The following is a 17,326-nucleotide window of genomic DNA, read 5'->3' as shown; positions in this document are numbered from 1 at the left end:
ACCGGGACGGACTCGCCGGTGAGCATCGACGCGTCCACCGCCGAGGCGCCCTCGACGACGGTGCCGTCGGTGGCGATCTTCTCGCCGGGACGGACGACGAAACGGTCGCCGACGGTCAGCCGGTCGACAGGGATGCGCACCTCCGTGCCGCCCTGGAGGACGGCGACGTCCTTGGCGCCGAGATGCATCAGCGCACGGAGGGCGGAACCGGCCTTCCGCTTGGACTTCGCCTCCAGATGGCGGCCCAGCAGGATGAAGGCGATGACCCCGGCGGCGACCTCCAGATAGATCGTGGAGGAGCCGTCGGCGCGCGAGACGGTGAAGTCGAAGCCGTGCCGCATGCCGGTCATACCGGCGTCGCCGAAGAACAGCGCCCAGAGCGACCAGCCGAAGGCGGCAAGGGTGCCTATCGAGACCAGGGTGTCCATGGTGGCCGCGCCGTGCCGGAGATTGGTCCAGCCGGCACGGTGGAAGGGCAGGCCGCCCCAGACGACCACGGGGGCGGCGAGGGTGAGGGAGAGCCACTGCCAGTTGTCGAACTGGAAGGCGGGAACCATGGCCAGGAGGACGACGGGGGCGGCGAGGACGGCCGAGACGACGAGGCGTTGACGCAGGGCGGCGAGGGCATCGTCGGCGTCGGTGTCCGCGGCATCCGTAGTCGCGGTGGGGCGTGCGACGGGTGAGACGTCCGCCGTGTCCTCGGTGTCTGCGGCTCCGGTCGCTGCCCGTCCGGTGGGGCTCGTGTCATCGGCCGGAGGCATCCGCTCGGTCGCGGGTGGTGGTACAGGCGAGGCGGGCGGCGTCGGTGCGGACCGCTGCAGCGGCTTTGCCGTGTAGCCGGTCTTCTCGACAGTGGCGATCACGTCGTCGAGCCGGGTGCCGGCACCGAACTCCACGCGGGCCTTCTCGGTCGCGTAGTTGACGGTGGCGACGACGCCGTCCATCCGGTTGAGCTTCTTCTCGATGCGGGCCGCGCACGAGGCGCAGGTCATCCCGCCGATCACGAGCTCGGCCTCCGAACCGGCGGCGGCCGGGGCCTCGGCCTCTGTTGCGCTGTACATGTCCGAACTCCTGAAATGCCTACCGGGCCGTGCCTGCCAGTATCTGCTGGTCGGTCCGGCCCGGCGGTAAAGGGTGGTGCGAATGATGCGGGGTTACGCGGGTCTGTGCAGGAGTGTCGAGGGGCCGGACGGCATTCAGGCCTGGCCGACGAGTTCGTATCCCGCCTCGTCGACCGCGGCCCGCACGGTCTCGTCGGTCAGCGGCGTCTTGGAGACCACGGTCACCCGACCGGTGGCGGCCACGGCCTTCACCGAGGTGACGCCCTCGATACCGGAGATCTCCTCGGAGACGGCGCCCTCGCAGTGCCCGCAGGTCATGCCGGTCACCTGGTAGACGGTGGTGACCCCGTCCGTTGTGGCCTCGGTGCCCGTACCGTCGTGGCAGGAGCCGCTCGGCGAGCAGCAGGAGCCGGTGGCCTGGGTGAGCTGGATCTCGGCGGTCATGGTGTTCTCCTCTTCGACGCGTACGTCTCGCTGTGGCGCCAGGGGCTCCCGGGAATGCTGGTGCACCCCAACACTCATACTTTATACCCCTAGGGGGTATAAATGCGAGGTGGGGCGCGCTGCCGGACGAGTGATGTCGGCCATCCGGCGGAATCCGGCGGGCGGCATCACCGACCGGATTCGATGCGACGGGCGGCCCACAAGATCACCGTCAGGGCGTAGATTCGGCGACCTGATGGCCGGCCCGTCGGGCGGTCCGAGGGAGGGCCGGCCGACGCCCGGTGGGCGGGACGAGAGGCGGGGCCGATGCGGGCTGTGGTGTTCGAGGAGTTCGGGAAGATCGCCGGCGTGCGGGGCCTGCCGGATCCCGCCCCCTCCGATCAGGGCGTCGTGGTCCGTGTCGAGGCGACCGGGCTGTGCCGCAGCGACTGGCACGGCTGGATGGGGCACGACCCGGACGTCACCCTGCCGCATGTGCCCGGTCATGAACTCGCCGGTGTGGTCGAGGCGGTCGGGAGCGCAGTCGCCAACTGGCGGCCGGGCGACCGCGTCACCGTTCCCTTCGTCTGCGCCTGCGGGCGCTGCTCCGCCTGCGCGGCCGGGGCCCAACAGGTCTGCGAGCGGCAGACCCAGCCTGGTTTCACCCACTGGGGGTCGTTCGCCCAGTACGTGGCGCTGGAACAGGCCGACGTCAATCTGGTCGCCGTGCCCGAAGAGCTGTCGTTCGCGACGGCGGCAGGTCTCGGCTGCCGGTTCGCGACGGCGTTCCGGGCAGTCGTCGGTCAGGGGCGGGTGGGTCCGGGGGAATGGGTCGCCGTGCACGGCTGCGGCGGGGTCGGGCTGTCGGCCGTCATGATCGCGGTGGCCTGCGGGGCGCGGGTGGTCGCCGTCGACGTCTCGGCTCGCGCGCTCGAACTGGCGCGGACGTTCGGAGCGGTGGCGTGCGTGGACGCGTCCGCCCATCCGGACGGCGCGGGCGAAGCGGTGCGCGAACTGACGGGTGGCGGTGCCCATCTGTCGCTCGACGCGCTGGGCTCCCCGGTCACCTGCGCCGCCTCGGTCCGGAGCCTGCGGTGGCAGGGCCGTCATGTGCAGGTCGGTCTGCTGCCCACGGCGGCAGGTGACCCCGTCGTCCCCATGTCGCGGGTGACAGCCCTGGAGCTGGAGATCCTCGGCAGCCATGGAATGGCAGCGCACGACTACCCGCCGATGATGGACATGGTGCGGGCCGGCATCCTGCGCCCGGACCTGCTGGTGACCTCCACCGTCGCGCTGGACGCCGCCCCGGCGGCGCTCGCCGCGATGGGGACGGCCCCCGGGGCAGGAGTGACGATCATCGAACCGGCGAAGTAGCCGGGCCCGGCGAAGACGGAGGCCCCGTACGGCGTCGGCGGATCATGGAGGCCGATCGCCGGACGGGGCCGGAACGGAAACGGGGCGACAAGGAAGAGGTGTCAGTCCCTGCGGCCCCGATTGCCCGGGCGTGACGCGACCCAGGCGCGGACGGTGTCCGCGTACCAGTAGGGCTTACCGCCCTCCACATGGTCCGGCGCGGGAAGCAGCCCATGTTTGCGGTACGAGCGGACGGTGTCCGGCTGCACCCGGATGTGCGCTGCAATGTCCTTGTAGGACCAGAGCCTTCTGTCCGTCATGAATGACACCTCTCTGCACCGCAGCGGCAGTCGGGGGGCCGTCGGGGGAGCCGCGGTGCGCACGCCGACGATCACTCAGCCTGTGTTCGGTGAACGACGCGGAGCGAGCGGCGGAGAGGGGCTGTCGAGCGCCTGTGACGGAAGACCCGCGTAACGGAGACATGTGTGACGAGGGGGTGATCTCTGTGACAGAAGGCATGCATCGGGGTCGAATTCGACTAAGCGTTCCAGAGTGCCGACCAGGTCCGCGGTCCGACCAGGCCACTCGGAACGAGCGGCGGGTGGTCCGCCTGGAAGCGCTGGACGGCGGCGAGGGTCGTCGGTCCGAAGGTGCCGTCGACCTCACTCCACGGCAGATAGCGGCGGTTGGCGAGCAGGCACTGCACCTCCGAGGCCCGGTCGCCCTGATCGCCGTAGAGGGTCGGCTCGTTGCCGAAGTAGAACGCGCAGACCGCGCCGGCGCCGGGCGGTGCGAGCGGCGGTGCAGGCTCCTGCTCGGCGGCCGAGGCGGCCGGGGCCGCGATGAGGGCGGCGGCCAGGGCGAGTGCGGCCAGGGCCGAGGCCCCGGCGGTCCTGGGGGTGCGGAACGCTTTTCGGATCACGGTGAGTTGCTCCTCGGTCGGTCGAGGGGTGCGGTGGGGCCGCACCCTCCTCTTGCCGAGAACAACACCGCAATCCGCCGCTGCGTCACTTCCCCGGGCGGTTCGGCGTGTCGGGCGCCCGCACCGGGGTGCCGCACGAGCGGAGGAAGTCCCGGGTGCGACGGGCGATCGGCAGGGGCTTTTCGGGCGGGCACGGATACATGTCCTGCTCGACGATCGCGAACAGATCGGCGTCCAGCCGGCGGGCGGCGTCGAGCACGGGCCCCAGGGCGGGTACGCCGTTCGGTGGTTCGCACATCACCCCGCGCGCCACGGCGGGTCCGAACGGCACCTCGTCCGCCACGACTTGCGCCAGGATCTCCGGGTCGACCTGCTTGAGGTGCAGATAGCCGATCCGCTCGCCGAAGGTCTCGATCAGCTTGACGCTGTCACCCCCGCAGTAGGCGTAGTGACCGGTGTCGAGACAGAGCGAGACCAGGTCGGGGTCCGTGGCGTCGAGGAACCGGCTGACGTTCTCCTCGCTGTCCACATGGGTGTCCGCATGAGGGTGGACGACGATACGCAGCCCGTACCGGTCCCGTACCTCGCGGCCCAGACGCTCCGTCTGGGTGGTGAGGTCGCGCCACTGCTCCGCGGTGAGCGTGCGGTCCTCCAGGACCTCACCGGTCTTGTCGTCGCGCCAGAACGACGGGATGACCACCAGATGCTCGGCGCCCATCGCCCGGGTGAGCGCCGCGATGTCGGCGACATGCGCCCAGGTCCGGTCCCAGACGTCCGGTCCATGGTGCAATCCGGTGAAAACGGTGCCCGCGGAGACGGTGAGCCCGCGGCGTCGGGTCTCGTCAGCGAGGCGGGCCGGGTCGGTCGGGAGGTAGCCGTAGGGGCCCAGTTCGATCCACTCGTAACCGGCCTCGGAGACCTCGTCGAGGAAGCGCTGCCACGGCACCTGCTGGGGATCGTCGGGGAACCAGACCCCCCAGGAGTCGGGTGCCGAGCCGATGCGGATGCGGGCCGGAGCAGATGCTGAAGAGGTCATATCGGCCACACTCCCGGCCCCGGGAGACGGGTGTCAAGGCTTCGTCCTTATGTCCGGACAAAATGTTGACAGGGTTCCGGAGGGAGGGCTAGACCTGGGGGCAGCCGCTCCGGGCCGCCGGTCGAAGGGACGCGTATGCCTGAGATGTACGACGTGATCACCATGGGGCGGATCGGGGTGGACCTCTACCCGCTTCAGACCGGTCTGCCGCTGGCTCAGGTCGACACATTCGGAAAGTTTCTCGGTGGCTCACCGACCAATGTGGCCGTCGCGGCGGCCCGGCTCGGCAGACGGACGGCGGTGGTGACGCGCACCGGCCGGGACGCCTTCGGGAACTATCTCCACCAGCAGCTGCGGGAGTTCGGGGTGGACGACCGGTGGGTGACGCCCGTCGACGCGTATCCGACCCCGGTGACCTTCTGCGAGATCTTCCCGCCGGACGACTTCCCGCTCTACTTCTACCGGCAGCCCAAGGCGCCCGACCTGGAGATCCACGAAGCGGAACTCGACCTCGGCGCGATCCGCGCGGCCCGGGTCTTCTGGATGACGGGCACCGGCCTGTGCGCGGAACCGAGCCGCACGGCCACGCTGGCGGCGCTGCGCGCCCGGAGCGAGGCGCGGGAGCGGTCCCGCGGCGGGCAGGGACCCGGCCCCGGACCCCTCACCGTCTTCGACCTGGACTGGCGCCCGATGTTCTGGCCCGACGACCCCGGCGCGGACCACCCCGGCCACCCCACCGCCTCCGCCCGCTACCGCGAGGCCCTCGCGCACGCCACCGTAGCCGTCGGCAATCTCGACGAGTGCGAGATCGCCACCGGGGAGCGCGAGCCGTACCATGCCGCCCGCGCCCTGCTCGCCGCCGGGGTCGAACTCGCCGTCGTCAAGCAGGGCCCCAAGGGCGTCCTCGCGGTCCACCGCGACGGCACCGTCGCCGACGTCCCGCCTCTGCCCGTCGAGGTCGTCAACGGTCTCGGCGCCGGAGACGCGTTCGGCGGTGCGCTCTGTCACGGGCTGCTCGCCGGCTGGGAGACCGAGCGCGTCATGCGGTACGCCAACGCCGCCGGCGCCATCGTCGCGTCCCGGCTCGCCTGTTCGCCGGCCATGCCGTTCCCGTACGAGGTGGAAGAGGCGCTCGTCCGGGGCGCCGTCACCGCCGGTGAACCCGGGGCGGGTTCATGACGCCGGCGGCCTCCTCCGTCTCCGACCTCGTCCGGCTGCGTGTGCGCCACCCCGAGGCCGTCACCGAGACCGCCGCCCGGCGCCGAAGGCGGCCCCTCGTCGGCGACAGCGGCCGCCTGATGATCATCGCCGCGGATCACCCGGCCCGCGGCTCCTTCGCCGTCGGTGAGCACGAACTGGCCATGGCCAACCGGTTCGAGCTCCTGGAGCGGCTCTGTCTCGCCCTCTCCCGCCCCGGCGTCGACGGCGTCCTCGCCACCGCCGACATCCTCGACGACCTGCTGCTTCTCGGTGCGCTGGAGAACAAGGTCGTCGTCGGTTCGATGAACCGAGGCGGACTCGCGGGCGCCTCCTTCGAACTCGACGACCGCTTCACCGGCCACCGCCCCGACGACCTCGCCCGGCTCGGCTTCGACGCGGGCAAGCTGCTGCTCCGTATCGACTACGACGACCCCGGTTCCCTCGACACGATGCATGCCACCGCCCGCGCGATCGACGCCATGGCCGCGCACCGGCTGCCGGTCTTCGTCGAGCCGTTCCTCTGCCGCCGTGTCGACGGCAAGGTCCGCAACGACCTCGGCGCGGCGGCGGTGACCACGTCGATCGCCATCGCCTCGGGGCTGGCCGGCACCTCCGCGTACACCTGGCTCAAGGTCCCCGTCACCGAGAACCCCGACGACATGGCGCGCGTGATGGAGACATCGACGCTGCCCGCCGTGCTGCTGGGCGGCGAGGTGGGCGGCGACCAGGAGGGTGCGTACGAGAAATGGCGCAGGGCGCTCCGGCTCCCCACCGTCCAAGGGCTGGTGGTCGGGCGGTCGTTGCTCTATCCGGTCGACGGCGATGTGGCCGGGGCTGTCGACACAGCTGTGGCGCTGCTGTAGCGAGGGGGCAGGGACGGGTATGGGAGAGGCATGACTACGGACAACGACGAAGGCGTACGCGACCGGCCGTCGTACGAGCGGCATCTGTCCGCCGGCAGCGCGGCCGACGGACCGTATGCCCTGGACATCGACCCGAAGCGGGCCGGTTGGGACCGGTCGAGCCTGCGCGTGGTGGAGCTGCCGCCGGGTGGTGTTCACATGCTGGCCACCGGGGAGAGTGAATGGATCATCCTGCCGTTGACCGGTGGCTGTACGGTGCACACCTCAGGTGAGATCTTTGAACTGCTGGGCCGGGAAAGCGTGTTCAGTGGGGTCTCCGACTTCGCGTACGTACCGCGTGACGCCCATGCCCAGATCTCCTCCGGCGCCGGAGGCCGCTTCGCCCTGGCAGGAGCGAAGTGCGAGCGACGACTCCCCGCTCGCTACGGCCCCGCGCCGGAGGTACCCGTCGAGCTGCGCGGGGCCGGGAACTGCTCGCGCCAGGTCAACAACTTCGCCGCTGCCGACACGTTCGACTGCGACCGGCTGATCGCCGTCGAGGTCCTCACCCCCGGCGGCAACTGGTCCTCGTACCCGCCGCACAAGCACGACGAGTACCGGCCCGGCGCCGAGTCCGTCCTCGAAGAGATCTACTACTTCGAGATCGAGGCGAACCGGGGCCGGCCCGGCCTCGGCTACCACCGCGTGTCCCCGTCCCGGCCCGGCGGTACGGACCTGCTCGCCGAAGTCCGCAGCGGCGACGCCGTGCTGATCCCCGACGGCTGGCACGGCCCGTCCATCGCCGCTCCCGGCCACACCCTGTACTACCTCAATGTGATGGCGGGCCCGGGAGAGCAGCGGGAGTGGCTGATCAGTGACCACCCCGACCACGGCTGGATCCGCGACACCTGGCCCGCCCAGCCGGTCGACCCCCGGCTGCCGCTCCACGGACTGTCCGGAACGTCCGGACTCCCCGGTCAGGAGGCACCTCGATGAGCACCCGCAGGCTCACCACCGCCCAGGCCCTGGTGTCCTTCCTCGCCCGCCAGTACACCGAGCGCGACGGCCGGCGGCAGCGTCTGATCAGCGCCACCTGGGGCATCTTCGGCCACGGCAACGTCGCCGGAATCGGCCAGGCGCTCCTGGAGACGGGGGCGGCCGCCGCGCCCGGGTCCGTATCCGCCCGGCCGGCCATGCCTTATCTCCAGGGCCGCAACGAGCAGGCCATGGTGCACGCCGCCGTCGGCTACGCCCGCCAGTCCGGCCGCCTCTCCGCGCACGCCGTCACCACCTCCATCGGCCCCGGCGCCACCAACCTCGTCACCGGCGCCGCCCTCGCCACCATCAACCACCTCCCCGTCCTCCTCCTCCCCGGCGACATCTTCGCGACCCGCCCCGCCGACCCCGTGCTCCAGCAGCTCGAAGTCCCGTCCGCGGGTGACCTCTCCGTCAACGACTGCCTGCGCCCCGTCTCCCGCTACTTCGACCGCATCACCCGCCCCGAAGCGCTCGTTCCGGCCGCCCTCCAGGCCATGCGGACCCTCGCGGACCCGGCGGAGACCGGCGCCGTCACACTCGCGCTGCCGCAGGACGTGCAGGCGGAGGCGTACGACTGGCCGGAGGAGTTCTTCGCCGAGCGCGTCTGGCACGTACGCCGCCCCGCACCCGACGCCCACGAACTGGAACGGGCGGTACGGGCCGTGCGCACCGCCCGCCGGCCGCTGATCGTCGCAGGCGGCGGGGTCCATCACAGCGCGGCCGAGGAGACCCTCGCCGCACTGGCCGCCGCCACCCGGATCCCCGTCGCCTCCACCCAGTCCGGCAAGGGTTCGCTGCGCCACGACCACCCCGCCGACGTCGGCGGCATCGGCCACACCGGCACCGCGACCGCCGACGAACTGGCCCGAACTGCCGACCTGATCATCGGCATCGGCACCCGCTGGTCCGACTTCACCACCGCCTCAGCCACCCTCTTCTCGAACCCGGCGGTCCGCTTCCTCAACCTCAACATCACCGGCTTCGACGCCCACAAGCTCGCCGCGCTCCCGCTCGTCGCCGACGCCCGTACCGCCCTCGAAGCGCTGACCGAGGCCCTGAACGAGCGCAACTACCGTGTCGACCCGGCCTACGAGACCGAGTACACCGACGCCAAGGAGCGCTGGGAGCAGCGCGTCGACACGGCGTTCGCCGCAGATGACCCGGCGGCGCGGCCCACCCAGGCCCAGGTCCTCGGTCTGCTCGACACCCTGGTCGACGACGACGACATCCTGATCAACGCGGCGGGCTCGCTCCCCGGCGACCTGCACCAGCTGTGGCGGACCCGCTCCCGAAGCCAGTACCACGTCGAGTACGGCTACTCCTGCATGGGATACGAGATCCCGGCCGCGATCGGCGTACAGCTGGCCGCCCCCGGCCGGCCCGTCTGGGCGCTCGTCGGCGACGGCACCTACCTCATGAACCCCACCGAGATCGTCACCGCCGTGCAGGAGAACCTGCCGGTCAAGGTCGTCGTCCTGCAGAACCACGGCTACGCCTCGATCGGTGGACTCTCCGAGTCGGTCGGTGCCGAACGCTTCGGTACCGCCTACCGGCAGCGCGCCGCCGACGGCAGTTTCACCGGCCCCCCGCTGCCCATCGATCTCGCGGCCAACGCCGGCTCTCTCGGCATGCGGGTGCTGCGCGCGAAGACCGTGCGTGACCTGCGCGAAGCCCTCGCCGTTGCGCGGGCCTCGGACCGCCCCACTTGTGTCTACGTCGAGACCGAAACGGCAGACACAGTGTCGGGCCCCCCTCCGGCGCAGGCGTGGTGGGATGTTCCTGTAGCCGAAACGGCCACCCGCCCGTCGGCGGTCAAAGCCCGGGAAGACTACGACCGGCAAGTCGCAGCCCGACGCCGCCACCTCTGAAGGCCTGAAGGAGTTTCGTAATGAAGACCGTCAACCACTGGATCGGTGGCAAGACCGTCGAGGGCACGTCGGGCAACTACGGCCCGGTCACCGACCCGGCCACCGGCGCCGTCACCACCCAGGTCGCACTCGCCTCCCTCGAAGAGGTCGACGCCGCGGTCGCCGCCGCGAAGGACGCGTACGCGACGTGGGGCACGTCCTCGCTGGCCGCCCGCACCGCCGTCCTGTTCCGCTACCGCGCACTGCTCGACGCCCGTCGTGACGACATCGCCGCGCTGATCACCGCCGAGCACGGCAAGGTGCACTCCGACGCGCTCGGTGAGGTCGCCCGCGGTCTGGAGATCGTCGAGCTGGCCTGCGGTATCACCACCCAGCTCAAGGGCGAGCTGTCCACCCAGGTCTCCAGCCGGGTCGACGTCTCCTCGATCCGCCAGTCGCTCGGTGTCGTCGCAGGCATCACGCCGTTCAACTTCCCGGCGATGGTGCCGATGTGGATGTTCCCGCTGGCCATCGCCTGCGGCAACACGTTCGTGCTGAAGCCGAGCGAGAAGGACCCGTCGGCCGCCAACCTGCTGGCCGAGCTGGCAGCCGAGGCCGGACTGCCGGACGGCGTGCTGAACGTGCTGCACGGCGACAAGGTCGCCGTCGACGGACTGCTGAACCACCCGGACGTCGCCGCGGTCTCCTTCGTCGGCTCCACCCCGATCGCCCGCTACATCCACACCACCGCCTCCGCCAACGGCAAGCGCGTCCAGGCGCTCGGCGGTGCGAAGAACCACATGCTGGTCCTGCCGGACGCGGACCTCGACGCCGCCGCCGACGCCGCGGTCTCCGCCGCGTACGGCTCCGCCGGTGAGCGCTGCATGGCCATCTCCGCGGTCGTCGCGGTGGGCGCCGTCGGCGACGAACTCGTCGCCAGGATCAAGGAGCGCGCCGAGAAGATCAAGATCGGCCCGGGCAACGACCCGACGTCCGAGATGGGCCCGCTGATCACCGCGGCCCACCGCGACAAGGTCGCCTCGTACGTCACGGGCGCGGCGGCCCAGGGCGCCGACGTCGTCCTCGACGGCACCGGCTACACCGTGGACGGGTTCGAGGACGGCCACTGGATCGGCCTCTCCCTCCTCGACCACGTGTCCACCGACTCGGACGCGTACAAGGACGAGATCTTCGGCCCGGTGCTGTGCGTCCTGCGCGCCGAGACGTACGAGGAGGGCGTCGCCCTCATGAACGCCTCGCCGTTCGGCAACGGCACCGCGATCTTCACCCGTGACGGTGGCGCCGCCCGCCGCTTCCAGCTGGAGATCGAGGCCGGCATGGTCGGCGTCAACGTGCCGATCCCGGTGCCGGTCGGTTACCACTCCTTCGGTGGCTGGAAGGACTCGCTCTTCGGCGACCACCACATCTACGGCAACGACGGCGTGCACTTCTACACCCGCGGCAAGGTCGTCACCACCCGCTGGCCGGACCCGGCCGAAGCCCCCGCCGGTGTGGACCTCGGTTTCCCCCGCAACCACTGATCCGTATCCCACCCGCACCGGGCCCCGGCCGTACCAGCGGCCGGGGCCCGGTGGTGCTCCGACGGCGGGCCGCCCTGCGGGGCGCGGTGTTCCGTCCGCGGCGCCGGCCGGTACCGCGCCGGACCTGCCGAAACCCGGGGGGCAGGACGCGGTGCGCCTCGCCCGTCCTGGACCCCATGACCGCATGGGCCTTCCGCACCGCGCCCCGATACGGGATCCGCGCCCGGCGCACCGCTCCACGGTCACCGTCCACCAGGCGTACACCCCCGTTCATCGGGCTGCCTGCCCCCGTGACGGCCGCTTTCCCGCTGCCTGGAAGCGCGACTGCATGACGTGAGTCATCAAGGCGCGTTCACAGCCCCTTTCGGTGCCTGAAGAGAGACCGTCCGCGCCGGTGCGGGCCCGGTCGGCGACCGCGCGGCCACTCGATGACCACCGCTGACGCCGTGTGGTCGATTGATATCGTCCGCGAATGACCAGTCGCAGCCGCGACCGCGTCGCAGACGTCCGCAGCGTCGTGATCGCGCACATGCCCGACTACCAGGTCGACTCCGTCGTGCAGCTCGGCGAGGGCCTGGACAATCTGGCGTACGAGGTGAACGGTGAGCTGATCGTGCGCTTCAGCAAGGAGCCCGACCTGGCACGGCGGGCCGCCCTGCTGAACCACGAGGCCCGCGTGCTTGCTGCCGTCGCCGACGTTTCGCCGCTGCTCGTGCCCCAGCCGACGTTCACGGTCGCGGAGCAGGGTTGTCTGGCGTACTTCAAGCTTCCCGGTGTGCCACTGGTGGATATGCCGCGGCACCAGCGATCGGCCCACGGCACGTCGATCGGCGCCACGCTTGGCGAGCTGCTCACTGCGCTGCACGCTGTTGCGATCGATCGGATGGCCGTCGAAACGGACCACCGGCCGGTGGCCGAGTGGCGACATGAGGCCACGGAGAACTATGTGACGGTGGCCGGGCAGGTACCGGCGGCGCAGCGCCGATCCGTCGAGGCGTTCCTGGGCGCCGCACCACCGCACGATGGCTGCACCCCGACGTTCTCCCACAACGATCTGGGGATCGAACACGTTCTCGTCGACCCGGTCGCATGGAGGGTGACCGGCATCATCGACTGGAGCGATGCCGCCGTCGTCGATCCGGCCTGCGACTTCGGGCTGCTCTACCGCGATCTCGGTCCCGCGGCTACCCGCGCCGCCATCAGCACCTATCGAACCGATGTCAACGACGTCGCGGCTCTCAGCGAGCGCGCCGTGTTCTATGCCAGGTGCAGTGTCTTCGAGGATCTGGCATACGGCATCGAGACGGGACAAGGCAAATACGTCGCCAAGAGCCTTGCCGCGATGGAATGGCTGTTTCCGTCATAGCCGCCTCATCTCGACCGGGGCGCCAGGGACATCAACCCGCCGGGAGGGAACCAGCAGGGGGAACCCGAGCGTGACCTGCACCTGCGCCCCCTGACGTACCGCTCATTCCAACTCGGTCTCTCCGGCAAGGCCGTAGGACGCTACGCGGACGAGTGGACGGGGCCATCAGCGACGTGACTCCGCTCGCCCGAGAGATCCACGACCTGGTGAGCCGCAGCGAGCTGGACGCCGCCGCGGGACTGCTGCCTCAGGAACACCCCCTACCCCGTCGCGGACGAACCACTGGCTGCCCTGCACCTGTGACGGACAAGTTCACCCAACGGCCGGGCCGAGAGGAACGGGAGGTCGCGAACGCAGACCGCGGGGAGGAACATCGGAATCACGTAGGCAAGGTGGTGGCCATGGGGACTCCGTCGATGCGTTTCAGCGAGAGTGCTGAGGATCCGTTCGCCCTCGGGCGTGGCGCCTCGGCCGTGCTCGACGATCGAGGCACCGTGGTCGGCTGGAGCGCACGTGCACAGGAGTTGCTGGGCTATCCGGCCAAGGAAGTGATCGGAAGAGCGTGGCAGGGCCTCCTGGTCGACGCCCTTGACCTGCCTGCCGCGCGGACCGTCGTCGTGGACGCCATGAGGGCGGGGGGCTGGTTCGGGGTCCTGCCCGTCCGCCACCGCGACGGACGGCGTATGGAGATGGGTTTCCGGGCCCGTGCGATCACCCGGGACGGGGACAGCCGGGAGTGGGTCCTGGTCGGAGCCCCAGCCGCGGAGGTCGATGCCTGGCAGCGGGACCGTGCGCTGCTGGACGGCCTGTACCGCCGGTCCCCGATCGGGCTGGTCACTTACGGCCCGGACAGGAGAGTGATTCGGGTCAACCGCGCGGTCGAAAAGGCAAGCGGCGTCCCGGCCGAGGCACCGGTGGGCCGTCGCCCCCGCGAATTCATGGTCGACGAGGACGCAGGTCCGACCGATGAGCGGGTACGACACGTCCTGGAGACCGGCGAGCCGTTGATCTTCACGGAGCAGTCCGCCCGGGCACGCCACGATCCAGGTCGGGAACGGATCGTGTCCGTCTCGGCGTTCCGCATGGAAGACCCCTCGGGCCGGGTACTCGGCGTGGCGGAGACGATCGAGGACGTGACCGACCGCCACCGGGCCCAACGCAGGCTCGCCCTGCTGAACGAGGCAAGCGTCCGGATCGGAACCTCACTGGACGTGACACAGACCGCTCGGGAGCTGGCCGAGGTGGCCGTCCACGGCTTGGCCGACTACTGCTCGGTGGACCTCCTCAAGCCGGTGACACTGGGTGACGATCCAGTCTCCGGTGCGTCAGGTCCGCTGGTCCGAGTCGCCCTTTCCCCTCCAGAGCATCGCGTCCCGTTCAAGGAAGGCGATGTGGTCACGCTGCTTCCGGAGTCTCCGCAGGCGCGGTGCCTGTACGAGCGTCGCCCGATTCTCGAAGGACTGCTGCCCCTCCGCCCCGAGTGGTACGCCATGGACCGGCGGCGGATCGAGATCGCCCTGGGTCTCGGAGTTCATTCGCTGATCGCGGCGCCCCTGGTCGCGCGCGGTCTGGTACTGGGCGTGGTGAGCCTATGGCGATCGCGTAATTCGGAGCCTTTCGAGGACGACGATGCCGCCGTGGCCCAGGAGCTTTCCTCGCGTGCGGCCGTCTGCATCGACAACGCGCGCCGATTCACCCAGCAGCAGAGCGCCGCCCTGACCCTGCAGCGCAGTCTGCTGCCGAGCGCGGCATCCGACCTGCCGGCCGTCGAGGTGGCCTGCCGGTACCTCCCGGCGAGCGGTGAACCGGGTATCGGCGGTGACTGGTTCGACGTGATCCCGTTGTCGGGGGCCCGGGTCGCCCTCGTTGTGGGAGACGTGGTCGGCCACGGGATCCACGCTGCGGCCTCGATGGGCCGCCTGCGCGCCGCTGTGCGCACCCTGGCCAGCCTCGACCTGGAACCGGACGAGGTGGTGGCGCGGCTGGACGATCTGGTCAGTCTGCTGGCCACCGAGCTGGAGGCGATCACCGACGGCAATGGGTCGGCGATCGAGCAGATGATCGGGGCCACCTGCGTCTACGCGGTCTACGATCCGGTCTCCCGGCACTGCTCCCTGGCACGCGCCGGCCACCCGGCACCGATGATGACCACGCCGGACGGCCAGGTGACCGTGCTCGACCTGCCCGCAGGCCCACCGCTCGGACTGGGCGGACTGCCGTTCGAGACGTGCGACCTCGACGTCCCCGAGGGGAGCCTGCTCACGCTCTACACCAACGGTCTTCTGGAGGCGCGCAACGGCGACATCGACGTCGCGCTGGAGCACCTGCACGAATGCCTCACCAACTCCACCGACCCCCTGGACAGCACCTGCCATGCCGTGGTCGAGGCGCTGCTGCCCAAGGAGCACCCACCCACCGACGACATCGCGCTGCTCCTCGCCCGTACCCGGGTGCTGCCCCCACAGAATGTCGCCACCTGGCAGCTGCCCTTGGAAGCGACCGCCGCCGCCTGCGCCAGGCAGCTGATCACGGCGAAACTGACCGAATGGGGGCTGACGGAACTGGCCTGCACCACCGAGCTGGTCGCCAGCGAGCTCGTCACCAACACCTACCGGTACGCGGCCGGCCCCGTCACGTTGCGCCTCATCCGTACGCATTGCCTGATCTGTGAGGTGTCCGACACCAGCCACACCTCCCCTCACCTGCGACGGGCCCTCAGCACGGACGAGGGCGGCCGCGGGCTCTTCCTGGTCGCGCAGCTCACGGAGCGGTGGGGCACCCGCTACAGCCACGACGGCAAGACCGTCTGGACGGAGCAGCCTCTCCCGCGCGCATGACCCGCGACGAGGGCGTTTCTGTTTCATCAGGTGCTGTCGCGGCGGATCAGGCTGGGAAGCCCCGGCAAGACCGATGAGTCTCCGCGTCCACGGGCGTCTACAGGTGCGACAGTCCCGACCAGGCACGAAAAAACGAGGAGACGAAGAATGAGCACCGAGCAGACCACCCCGGCCAACGGCTACTCCTACAAGCTGACCCGAACGCTCGACGCCTCCGCGGTGAAGGTGTGGCGGGCGTGGACCACTCCCGAGCAGTACGCCCGCTGGGCCTACGCCGTTGCCGGCTCCGTCGAGATGGACGTACGGCCGGGCGGAGCGTGGAAGGCCACGATGGCCACGCCCGACGGCGGACAGTTCCCGCTGACCGGCTCCTATCTCGAGGTCGCCGAGAAGCGCCTCCTGGTGGTCGGTATGGACGTACCCGGCAAGCCCGCGCCCGCAGCCATGACCGTGGAACTCGACGAGCAGAACGACGACAGCACGCGGATCGTGCTCCACCAGACCTGCGACACCGCCGAGGAACGCGAGATGAGCGAACAGGGCAGCACCATGCTGCTCGACAGCCTGAGCGCCTTCCTGGCCGAAGAGGCGAGGAACTGACCCCGCTCGGAACCACCGACCGCCCGTGCATCACGGGGGCAGGCCGGAACACGCCCGGTTCTGCCACCGGCCGTCTGCCTGTGCAGTTCGATCTTTTTCTGCGACGTCACCCCGCTCGGCCGGGAGATCCGCGCCTCGGTGCGGGCCGGCCGGCTCGACGATGCGGCGGCGCTGCTCCCGACCGAGTCGCCCTACCTCACGGACGTCACGTCTCCGACCGGCTGAACCACCCCGAACTCCCCGGATCCCTGCCCCGGTGGCTGCTCCCATCGACGCGGCCTGGCATTCTGCACGGATCCGCCGGACCTTCGACCGTGGAGGCCGGCTCAGGGCAGCGGGACGAGGGAGACAGCCGTGGAACCAACGCCTGCCCGGGAGCGACGAGACGCGCTTCCCGAGGGACTTGCCGAGGCGATACACGACACCGCCGAGGAGATGGCGGCGTTGCTGCGCGGCCGGACGGACACGGGCATCCCGGTCCCCGGATCCACCTGGACCCTCGGGGAGGCGGCGGCCCACCTGGCGCAGGCCAATGAGCTGATGGCCGATATCGCGGCCGGTCACGACCGCCCGTACGGGGACGGTACGCCGCAGAGCCTGGCGGCGGCCAACGAGCGCTCCCTCGCAGGGTTCGGCGAGCGTGGGGCCGATCCGCTCGCCGAGATGATCGTGGCGCAGGCCGACGCCTTCCTCGCGGCGGCGGAGCAGCGCCCGTTGGACGAGACCGTGATCACCCCTCTGGGCTCGATGGATGTGGCCACCCTCGGCTCGTATCTGCTCACGCACATGCTCGGCCACGGCTACGATCTCGCCCGCGCGGTGGGGCGTCCGCACATGCTCGACGGCTCCCGGGTCGAGCTGTCCATGCCCTTCATGATCACCAGCATGCCGCGGGTGGTAGCCCCGGCCGCCGCCGGACTGACCGCCCGCTTCACGATCCGCCTGCGGGGTGGACAGCGCTTCGGTGCCACCTTCACCGACGGAGCGCTGACCGTCAGCCCGGGACCCTTGGGCCGCCCGGACTGCACCATCCTCATCGAACCGGTCACCTTCCTGCTGATCGCACTCGGCCGCTGCGATCCGTGGGGTGCCATGGCTCGCGGCCGTGTGCTCGCCTGGGGCCGCAAGCCCTGGCTGGCCCCCCGCTTCCCGACGTTGTTCACGGCGCCCTGAGGAACACGCGTCGGGCATACCGCGTACGGAGTACGGCGGGGGAGGAGCGTACGTCTCAAGGAGGCTCGGCAGTTCCCCCTTTCGGCA

16 protein-coding genes are annotated in these 17,326 nt (G+C 70.6%); 11 read left to right on the top strand and 5 right to left on the bottom strand.

Annotated features, from left to right (window positions below; genetic code table 11):
• Window positions 1-1,061: heavy metal translocating P-type ATPase (locus ACFYP5_RS10015; protein ID WP_389032895.1), on the bottom strand; the 1,061-nt coding region annotated here is incomplete at its 3' end.
• Between the two features lie 135 nt (window positions 1,062-1,196).
• On the bottom strand, window positions 1,197-1,505 hold the full coding sequence (locus ACFYP5_RS10010) for a heavy-metal-associated domain-containing protein (RefSeq protein ID WP_389032892.1): 309 nt from the start codon (window positions 1,503-1,505) through the stop codon (window positions 1,197-1,199).
• Between the two features lie 306 nt (window positions 1,506-1,811).
• Between ACFYP5_RS10010 and ACFYP5_RS10005 the strand changes: the two genes are divergently transcribed.
• The gene (locus ACFYP5_RS10005) at window positions 1,812-2,858 is read left to right on the top strand and encodes a zinc-dependent alcohol dehydrogenase family protein (protein ID WP_389032889.1); all 1,047 of its coding nucleotides are present in this window, start codon (window positions 1,812-1,814) and stop codon (window positions 2,856-2,858) included.
• A gap of 101 nt (window positions 2,859-2,959) precedes the next feature.
• Here ACFYP5_RS10005 and ACFYP5_RS10000 read toward each other — a convergent pair whose 3' ends face one another.
• From ACFYP5_RS10000 to ACFYP5_RS09990, 3 genes are all read right to left on the bottom strand, one after another.
• A complete protein-coding gene (locus ACFYP5_RS10000) occupies window positions 2,960-3,157 on the bottom strand; it encodes an AlpA family transcriptional regulator (RefSeq protein WP_030935124.1) in 198 nt (65 codons plus the stop codon).
• A gap of 218 nt (window positions 3,158-3,375) precedes the next feature.
• Window positions 3,376-3,759: a peptidoglycan-binding protein gene (locus ACFYP5_RS09995; protein WP_389032886.1), complete on the bottom strand. Its 384-nt coding sequence runs from the start codon at window positions 3,757-3,759 to the stop codon at window positions 3,376-3,378.
• 85 nt (window positions 3,760-3,844) lie between these two features.
• Window positions 3,845-4,795 (bottom strand): sugar phosphate isomerase/epimerase family protein, encoded by a 951-nt coding sequence (locus ACFYP5_RS09990; protein ID WP_389032884.1) that lies wholly within the window; start codon window positions 4,793-4,795, stop codon window positions 3,845-3,847.
• Window positions 4,796-4,930: 135 nt separating this feature from the next.
• On the opposite strand from ACFYP5_RS09990, the gene iolC reads away from it, so the two are divergent.
• The 10 genes from iolC (at window position 4,931) to ACFYP5_RS09940 (ending at window position 17,239) form a co-directional block, all read left to right on the top strand.
• The gene (iolC, locus tag ACFYP5_RS09985) at window positions 4,931-5,974 is read left to right on the top strand and encodes a 5-dehydro-2-deoxygluconokinase (protein WP_389032881.1); all 1,044 of its coding nucleotides are present in this window, start codon (window positions 4,931-4,933) and stop codon (window positions 5,972-5,974) included.
• Complete coding sequence (locus ACFYP5_RS09980; protein ID WP_389032878.1) at window positions 5,971-6,858, top strand: deoxyribose-phosphate aldolase; 888 nt, start codon at window positions 5,971-5,973, stop codon at window positions 6,856-6,858. The genes iolC and ACFYP5_RS09980 overlap by 4 nt, the downstream gene beginning before the upstream one ends.
• A gap of 30 nt (window positions 6,859-6,888) precedes the next feature.
• Window positions 6,889-7,833 (top strand): 5-deoxy-glucuronate isomerase, encoded by a 945-nt coding sequence (iolB, locus tag ACFYP5_RS09975; protein WP_389032875.1) that lies wholly within the window; start codon window positions 6,889-6,891, stop codon window positions 7,831-7,833.
• Window positions 7,830-9,743 (top strand): 3D-(3,5/4)-trihydroxycyclohexane-1,2-dione acylhydrolase (decyclizing), encoded by a 1,914-nt coding sequence (gene iolD / locus ACFYP5_RS09970; RefSeq protein ID WP_389032872.1) that lies wholly within the window; start codon window positions 7,830-7,832, stop codon window positions 9,741-9,743. The genes iolB and iolD overlap by 4 nt, the downstream gene beginning before the upstream one ends.
• 20 nt (window positions 9,744-9,763) lie before the next feature.
• A complete protein-coding gene (gene mmsA / locus ACFYP5_RS09965) occupies window positions 9,764-11,263 on the top strand; it encodes a CoA-acylating methylmalonate-semialdehyde dehydrogenase (protein ID WP_389032869.1) in 1,500 nt (499 codons plus the stop codon).
• A gap of 472 nt (window positions 11,264-11,735) precedes the next feature.
• Window positions 11,736-12,629, top strand: coding sequence for a phosphotransferase family protein (locus tag ACFYP5_RS09960; RefSeq protein WP_389032866.1), 894 nt, complete (start codon window positions 11,736-11,738; stop codon window positions 12,627-12,629).
• Between the two features lie 30 nt (window positions 12,630-12,659).
• Complete coding sequence (locus ACFYP5_RS09955) at window positions 12,660-12,806, top strand: DUF4291 family protein (RefSeq protein WP_389033018.1); 147 nt, start codon at window positions 12,660-12,662, stop codon at window positions 12,804-12,806.
• A gap of 224 nt (window positions 12,807-13,030) precedes the next feature.
• Window positions 13,031-15,466: a SpoIIE family protein phosphatase gene (locus ACFYP5_RS09950; protein ID WP_389032864.1), complete on the top strand. Its 2,436-nt coding sequence runs from the start codon at window positions 13,031-13,033 to the stop codon at window positions 15,464-15,466.
• A gap of 147 nt (window positions 15,467-15,613) precedes the next feature.
• Window positions 15,614-16,066, top strand: a complete 453-nt coding sequence (locus ACFYP5_RS09945) for an SRPBCC domain-containing protein (protein WP_389032861.1) — start codon at window positions 15,614-15,616, stop codon at window positions 16,064-16,066.
• Between the two features lie 354 nt (window positions 16,067-16,420).
• Window positions 16,421-17,239, top strand: a complete 819-nt coding sequence (locus tag ACFYP5_RS09940) for a maleylpyruvate isomerase family mycothiol-dependent enzyme (protein WP_389032858.1) — start codon at window positions 16,421-16,423, stop codon at window positions 17,237-17,239.
• Window positions 17,240-17,326: the final 87 nt, after the last annotated feature.

It is taken from the genome of Streptomyces sp. NPDC005262 (genome assembly GCF_042872425.1).
Classification (GTDB): Bacteria; Actinomycetota; Actinomycetes; order Streptomycetales; family Streptomycetaceae; genus Streptomyces.
The sequence above is the reverse complement of the archived record's forward strand: the minus strand, read 5'-3'. Positions and strand labels throughout refer to the sequence as shown.

Bases quoted from the DNA above. Each gene is read 5' to 3' on its own strand.
- ACFYP5_RS10010 (WP_389032892.1), bottom strand. From the start codon at position 1,505: ATGACCGCCGAGATCCAGCTCACCCAGGCCACCGGCTCCTGCTGCTCG.
- ACFYP5_RS10005 (WP_389032889.1), top strand. From the start codon at position 1,812: ATGCGGGCTGTGGTGTTCGAGGAGTTCGGGAAGATCGCCGGCGTGCGG.
- ACFYP5_RS10000 (WP_030935124.1), bottom strand. From the start codon at position 3,157: ATGACGGACAGAAGGCTCTGGTCCTACAAGGACATTGCAGCGCACATC.
- ACFYP5_RS09990 (WP_389032884.1), bottom strand. From the start codon at position 4,795: ATGACCTCTTCAGCATCTGCTCCGGCCCGCATCCGCATCGGCTCGGCA.
- iolC (WP_389032881.1), top strand. From the start codon at position 4,931: ATGCCTGAGATGTACGACGTGATCACCATGGGGCGGATCGGGGTGGAC.
- ACFYP5_RS09980 (WP_389032878.1), top strand. From the start codon at position 5,971: ATGACGCCGGCGGCCTCCTCCGTCTCCGACCTCGTCCGGCTGCGTGTG.
- iolB (WP_389032875.1), top strand. From the start codon at position 6,889: ATGACTACGGACAACGACGAAGGCGTACGCGACCGGCCGTCGTACGAG.
- iolD (WP_389032872.1), top strand. From the start codon at position 7,830: ATGAGCACCCGCAGGCTCACCACCGCCCAGGCCCTGGTGTCCTTCCTC.
- mmsA (WP_389032869.1), top strand. From the start codon at position 9,764: ATGAAGACCGTCAACCACTGGATCGGTGGCAAGACCGTCGAGGGCACG.
- ACFYP5_RS09960 (WP_389032866.1), top strand. From the start codon at position 11,736: ATGACCAGTCGCAGCCGCGACCGCGTCGCAGACGTCCGCAGCGTCGTG.
- ACFYP5_RS09950 (WP_389032864.1), top strand. From the start codon at position 13,031: ATGGGGACTCCGTCGATGCGTTTCAGCGAGAGTGCTGAGGATCCGTTC.
- ACFYP5_RS09945 (WP_389032861.1), top strand. From the start codon at position 15,614: ATGAGCACCGAGCAGACCACCCCGGCCAACGGCTACTCCTACAAGCTG.